This is a genomic window from Arthrobacter sp. H14, assembly GCF_000520495.1.
GTDB lineage: Bacteria > Actinomycetota > Actinomycetes > Actinomycetales > Micrococcaceae > Arthrobacter_C.
The window spans coordinates 1-5,037 of the sequence record NZ_KI914693.1 but is presented as its reverse complement, the minus strand read 5'-3'; the positions used below and the strand labels follow the sequence as shown (position 1 = coordinate 5,037).

Sequence of the window (5,037 nt, the reverse complement as noted above, 5' to 3'; positions counted from 1 at the left end):
GGTGTCCGTGACGAGGTGCTGGCGCGTCCTGCGCTCGCCGGCGAGGTCGAGGTTTTCGTTGCTCCGTCCTTTCCGGTGCTGGAAAGTGCCCGCCGGATTCTCGACGGCAGTGGTGTGCTTCTTTCCGCGCAGAACAGCAGCGCCGGCGGCGGAGCACTCACCGGTGAGGTCAGCCCCGCCATCCTTGCCGAGCTCGGAGTCGAACTCGTCGAGATCGGCCATGCCGAGCGGCGCAGGCTCTTTGGCGAGGATGACGACGTCGTCGCCCTTAAGACTGCCGCGGTGGCGGCTGCCGGGATGACGCCGCTGGTCTGCATTGGCGAAAACGAGCAGCGCGCTCCCGCCGAGGCCACGGATTTCTGCTTCCAGCAGGTGCGGTCCGCCCTGGGCGGCACGCTGGAACCGGAAGCAGTGATTCTGGCCTACGAACCTGTGTGGGCCATTGGCGCTGAGAAGCCTGCGCCGCCGGAGTACGTGAACGACGTCGTCGGTGGTCTGCGGAAGCAGCTTGCGGAACATTCCGGCGGTTCAGGGCCGGCAATGGTCTACGGCGGCAGCGCCGGGCCGGGATTACTGCCCCGGCTCGAAGCGGTGGACGGCTTGTTCCTCGGCCGGTTTGCCCACAATCCGGCCAACCTCGGCGCCGTGCTCGACGAAGCGCTGGACAGAGCCGGCCAGTAGAAAAACATCTATCCGGTCTTGAGCACGCGCTCCTGGCCGCGGTGATTGCTGATATCAAACGAAGTTCGACAAAGGAGTTTGACCCGTGTTTCCTCTACAGGTGGCGTCAGAAGCCACATTGCCTGGTGGTGCCCTCGTCGGCATTGCCGTGGCCGCAGTGGCGGTGCTGCTGTTCCTGATTATCAAGGTGCGCCTGCACGCGTTCTTCTCGCTGATCATCGTCAGCCTTTTGACCGCCATCGCCGCCGGCGTATCCGCAGAAGACCTGCTGGATGTCATGCTTGGCCCGTTCGGGGAGACGCTGGCCACGGTCGCCCTGCTGGTTGGTTTTGGCGCGGTGCTCGGACGTCTGGTTGAGACCTCCGGCGGCGCAACCGTGCTGGCCGAGAGCCTGATCCACCGGTTCGGCGAGAAGCGCGCACCCCTGGCGCTTTCCGTCGCCTCGCTGCTGTTCGGATTCCCGATCTTCCTGGACGCGGGTTTCATCGTGTTCCTCCCGATCATCTACACCGTGGCACGCCGGCTTGGTGGCAGTCTGCTCCTTTACGCGCTTCCCTCCACGGGTGCGTTCCTGACAATGCACGCACTCGTGCCGCCGCACCCCGGTCCCGTTGCGGCTTCGGGCATTCTCGGTGCAGACGTCGGACTGGTGCTCGTGGTGGCGCTGCTGGTCGGTATCCCCACCTGGTACGTTGCCGGTTACCACCTCGGCCTCTGGCTGGCGAAGCGAAGCCCCGAGCTTGGAGTTCCGAACCTGTTGGGCGAACCTCCCAAGGACAATCCGAATCCGCCGGCGTTCGGCACCATCCTGCTCGTACTGCTGCTGCCGCTGGTGCTGATTTTCATCAATACCGGACTTTCCACCCTTGATGCTGCAGGCGTGCTGTCGACCGGCAGTCTCTTCTGGCAGATCTTGATCTTTATCGGTAATACTCCGATTGCGCTGCTGATCTCGACGCTGCTGGCGATGTACCTGCTGGTGATCCGGCGCAAGACCGGCCCCCTTGGCGGTGTTTTGGAAGACATGGTGGACGATGCCCTCGCCCCTGTTTGCTCCATCATTCTGATCACCGGCGCGGGCGGTATGTTCGGTGGCGTGCTGACCGCAACCGGTATCGGCGGTGCCATGACGCAGGGCCTCGACGCCCTTGGGCTGCCCCTGATCCTGGTCGGCTTCCTGATTGCCGTAATTATGCGCGTCGCCCAGGGGTCGGCCACGGTCGCTGGCATCACCGCGGCCGGGCTGATGGCACCGGCAGTGACCGCAGCCGGCACAATGGGCCCGGTGGCCCTGGCCTGTATCGTCGTTGCGATCGTCGCTGGCGCGATCACGTTCTCGCACGTCAACGACTCCGGGTTCTGGCTCGTCAGCCGGTTCCTGGGCATGAGCACCACCCTGGCGCTGAAGACCTGGACGGTCATCGCCACCGCCATTGGGTTCATGGCATTCGGCCTGGTGTGGATCGTTTACCTGTTCGCCTCCTAGACGAAAACAGGCAGGTATTAGTGGTGCGCCCGGCGAAAGCCGGGCGCGCTGCCGGTTAAGGCCGCGCCGCCGTCGTACATTTTCAGGCGATTGGTAACCTTGGAGCCGAACCGGACGAAGGAGCGGATGCCATGACATTGGTCGATAACGCCGTCTACGTGGACGGGCACCGCACTGCCAATCCGACAAGCCTGGATGAGACCTACGAGGTCATGCGCGAACGCGGCGGAATGGCCTGGATTGGGCTGTACCGTCCGGAGGTTGAGGAAACCCGTTCCGTTGCGGATGAGTTCGGGCTGCATGAACTCGCGGTCGAGGATGCGCTGCGCGGGCATCAGCGATCGAAGTTGGAAAATTACGATTCGACGCTCTTCGTCGTCCTGCGTCCGGCCCGCTACATCGACGACGTCGAGAAGGTGGAGTTCGGCGAGCTGCATGTCTTCGTCGGAACGGACTTCCTTGTCAGCATCCGGCACGCGGAGTCGCTGGACCTGGGACAGGTTCGACGGCGGATGGAAGCCGACCCGGAGTTGCTCGCTATGGGGTCGCCGGCGGCGTTGTATGCCATTCTCGACGCGGTCGTTGATGCCTACAGCCCTGTTGTTGACGGACTCGAAAACGACATTGACGAGATTGAAGACCAGATCTTCAACGGCGATCCGGGCGTCTCCCGACGGATCTACGAACTCTCGCGCGAAGTGACCGAGTTCCAACGCGCCACCCATCCTTTAGAGGCGATGGTCGGGGCGCTGGAAAAGGGATGGGAACATTTCCAGGTCGATGTGGAACTGCAGCAGCGCCTGCGGGACGTCCGCGACCACGTGATCCGCGTCGTCGAACGCGTCGATTCTTTCCGGCTGCTGCTGCAGAACGCGCTTAGTGTTAATGCGACCCTTGTGGCCCAACGGCAGAACGAGGAGATGCGGCGGCTGTCCGAAACCAGCCTTGCTCAAAACGAGGAGATCAAGCGGATCTCCTCCTGGGCCGCGATTATCTTCGCGCCGACTCTGATCGGGACGGTGTACGGCATGAACTTCACGCACATGCCGGAATTGGAGTGGGCGTTCGGGTATCCGTTCTCCATCGCCCTGATGGTGGCCACCGGCGGGGTGCTGTATGCCGTTTTCAAACGGATGAAGTGGCTCTGAGCAGGAGCGAATCCGGCTCGAAAAATCCCTTTAATAGACGAACCCGAACACCCACGCCGCCAACGTCATGGTGGTGATCGTGGTCAGCACCAACGCGATCAGGTTCAGCCAGACGCCGGCCCTCAGCATGTGCGCGATTTCGACGTAACCAGTGGAGAAAGCGATGGCGTTTGGCGGCGTGGCCACGGGCAACATGAACGCACACGTTGCAGCGATCGCCACAGGAACGACCAGCAGCATCGGGTCAAGTCCCAACCCGACGGCGACGCCGCCAATGAGCGGCAGGAACGCTGCCGCCGTCGCCGTGTTGCTGGTGAGCTCCGTCAGTCCCAGCACGATCAGGGCCACGGCCGCGACCAGAATTATTATCGGAAGAGCTCCCAGCGCCCCGACCTGTTCGCCGACCCACTCACTCAAGCCCGTGGCGGTGAACTGCGCGGAGAGCGCGAGACCTCCGCCGAACAGCAACAGGATGTCCCACGGCAGAGCCTTGGCACTGGCCCAGTTCAGGAGCGGCACGCCCTTGCTGACGTCGGCGGGGATGACAAACAAGGCGATGGCGACCGCCATGGCTATCACCGTGTCGTCGATGGTCGTATCCGGCCATACGAGTGGGACGGTAATCCAGGAAGCGGCAGCCAGGACGAAGAGCACCAGAACCAGCTTCTCGCCACTGTTCATCGAGCCGAGCTTGTGGAATTCATCGGAGATCAGTTTCCGCCCGCCGGGAATCTCCTTGATCTCGGGCTTGAACAGGACGAAGGTCAGCAGGTACCAGGCAATAGCCATAAAGATTACCGACATGGGAACGCCGACCAGCATCCACTCGCCGAAACCAACGTTGATGTCGTGTGCCTCAGCCAGATATCCGACCATCAGGGCGTTGGGCGGAGTCCCGATGATCGTGCCCAGGGATCCGATTGACGCGGCGTAGGCAATGCCAAGCATGAGTGCGATGCTGAAATTTTTCGGTGCCTTTTTGTCCTCTGTCATGGCGGCAGTCAACGTCAGGACGGAAATGCCGATCGGCAGCATCATGACGGCGGTGGCAGTGTTTGATACCCACATGCTGATGAAACCGGTGGCGATCATGAACCCGCCAATGAGCTGCCGCGGCCGGGTTCCCACCAGCAGCACGGTTGCCAGCGCAATACGCCGGTGCAGGTTCCACCGCTGAAGGGCGAGTGCGAGCATGAAGCCGCCCATGAACAGGAAAATGATTGGGTTGGCATACGGTGTTGCGGCCTCGTCAACCGTGGCAACACTGAGAGCCGGAAACAGCACCAGCGGCAACAGGGAAGTGACCGCGAGCGGAATGGCCTCGGTCATCCACCAGACCGCCATTACGCCCGCGATGGCGGCAGTGATGCGCGCTGCCTGGTCCAGGTCATTGGGCAGGGCAAGATAGAGGACGACGGCGAGCACGGGGCCGGCGAACAGTCCAATACGTTTGCGGATCAGTACGCGCTTTTCCTCGGCAGGCTCGCGCAGACCCGGCGCCGTTTCATGGTCTGGTTCGGCAGCTGGATCTGCAGACGGCGTTGTCATATCGAAAGCCCTTTCATTACGTTTTCCGGTGGGAGGTCCTATCTCCTATCGTCCATCATGCGCCGTCTGTCCCGATACGCATAGAGCGCGCGTTGACTCATTAAAGATGTCCGCGTAGCGGCATTCGAAGAATCATTTGAGAATGTCCGCGTAGCGGTGTGTCTGCCGGGGCGG

The 5,037-nt window shown here is 62.3% G+C and carries 4 protein-coding genes; 3 read left to right on the top strand and 1 reads right to left on the bottom strand.

The genetic code is table 11. The annotated features are described in order from the left end of the window. From Y707_RS27720 to Y707_RS0119625, 3 genes are all read left to right on the top strand, one after another. Positions 1–681: triose-phosphate isomerase (locus Y707_RS27720; RefSeq protein ID WP_035782777.1), on the top strand; the 681-nt coding region annotated here is incomplete at its 5' end. Between the two features lie 85 nt (positions 682–766). Beyond that, positions 767–2,167, top strand: coding sequence for a GntP family permease (locus tag Y707_RS0119630; RefSeq protein WP_253905279.1), 1,401 nt, complete (start codon positions 767–769; stop codon positions 2,165–2,167). A gap of 131 nt (positions 2,168–2,298) precedes the next feature. After that, the gene (locus Y707_RS0119625) at positions 2,299–3,315 is read left to right on the top strand and encodes a magnesium and cobalt transport protein CorA (protein WP_026536336.1); all 1,017 of its coding nucleotides are present in this window, start codon (positions 2,299–2,301) and stop codon (positions 3,313–3,315) included. A gap of 30 nt (positions 3,316–3,345) precedes the next feature. Here Y707_RS0119625 and Y707_RS0119620 read toward each other — a convergent pair whose 3' ends face one another. Then, positions 3,346–4,863 carry an SLC13 family permease gene (locus Y707_RS0119620; RefSeq protein WP_026536335.1) on the bottom strand — a complete coding sequence of 506 codons (1,518 nt, stop codon included), beginning with the start codon at positions 4,861–4,863 and terminating at the stop codon, positions 3,346–3,348. Between the last annotated feature and the right edge of the window lie 174 nt (positions 4,864–5,037).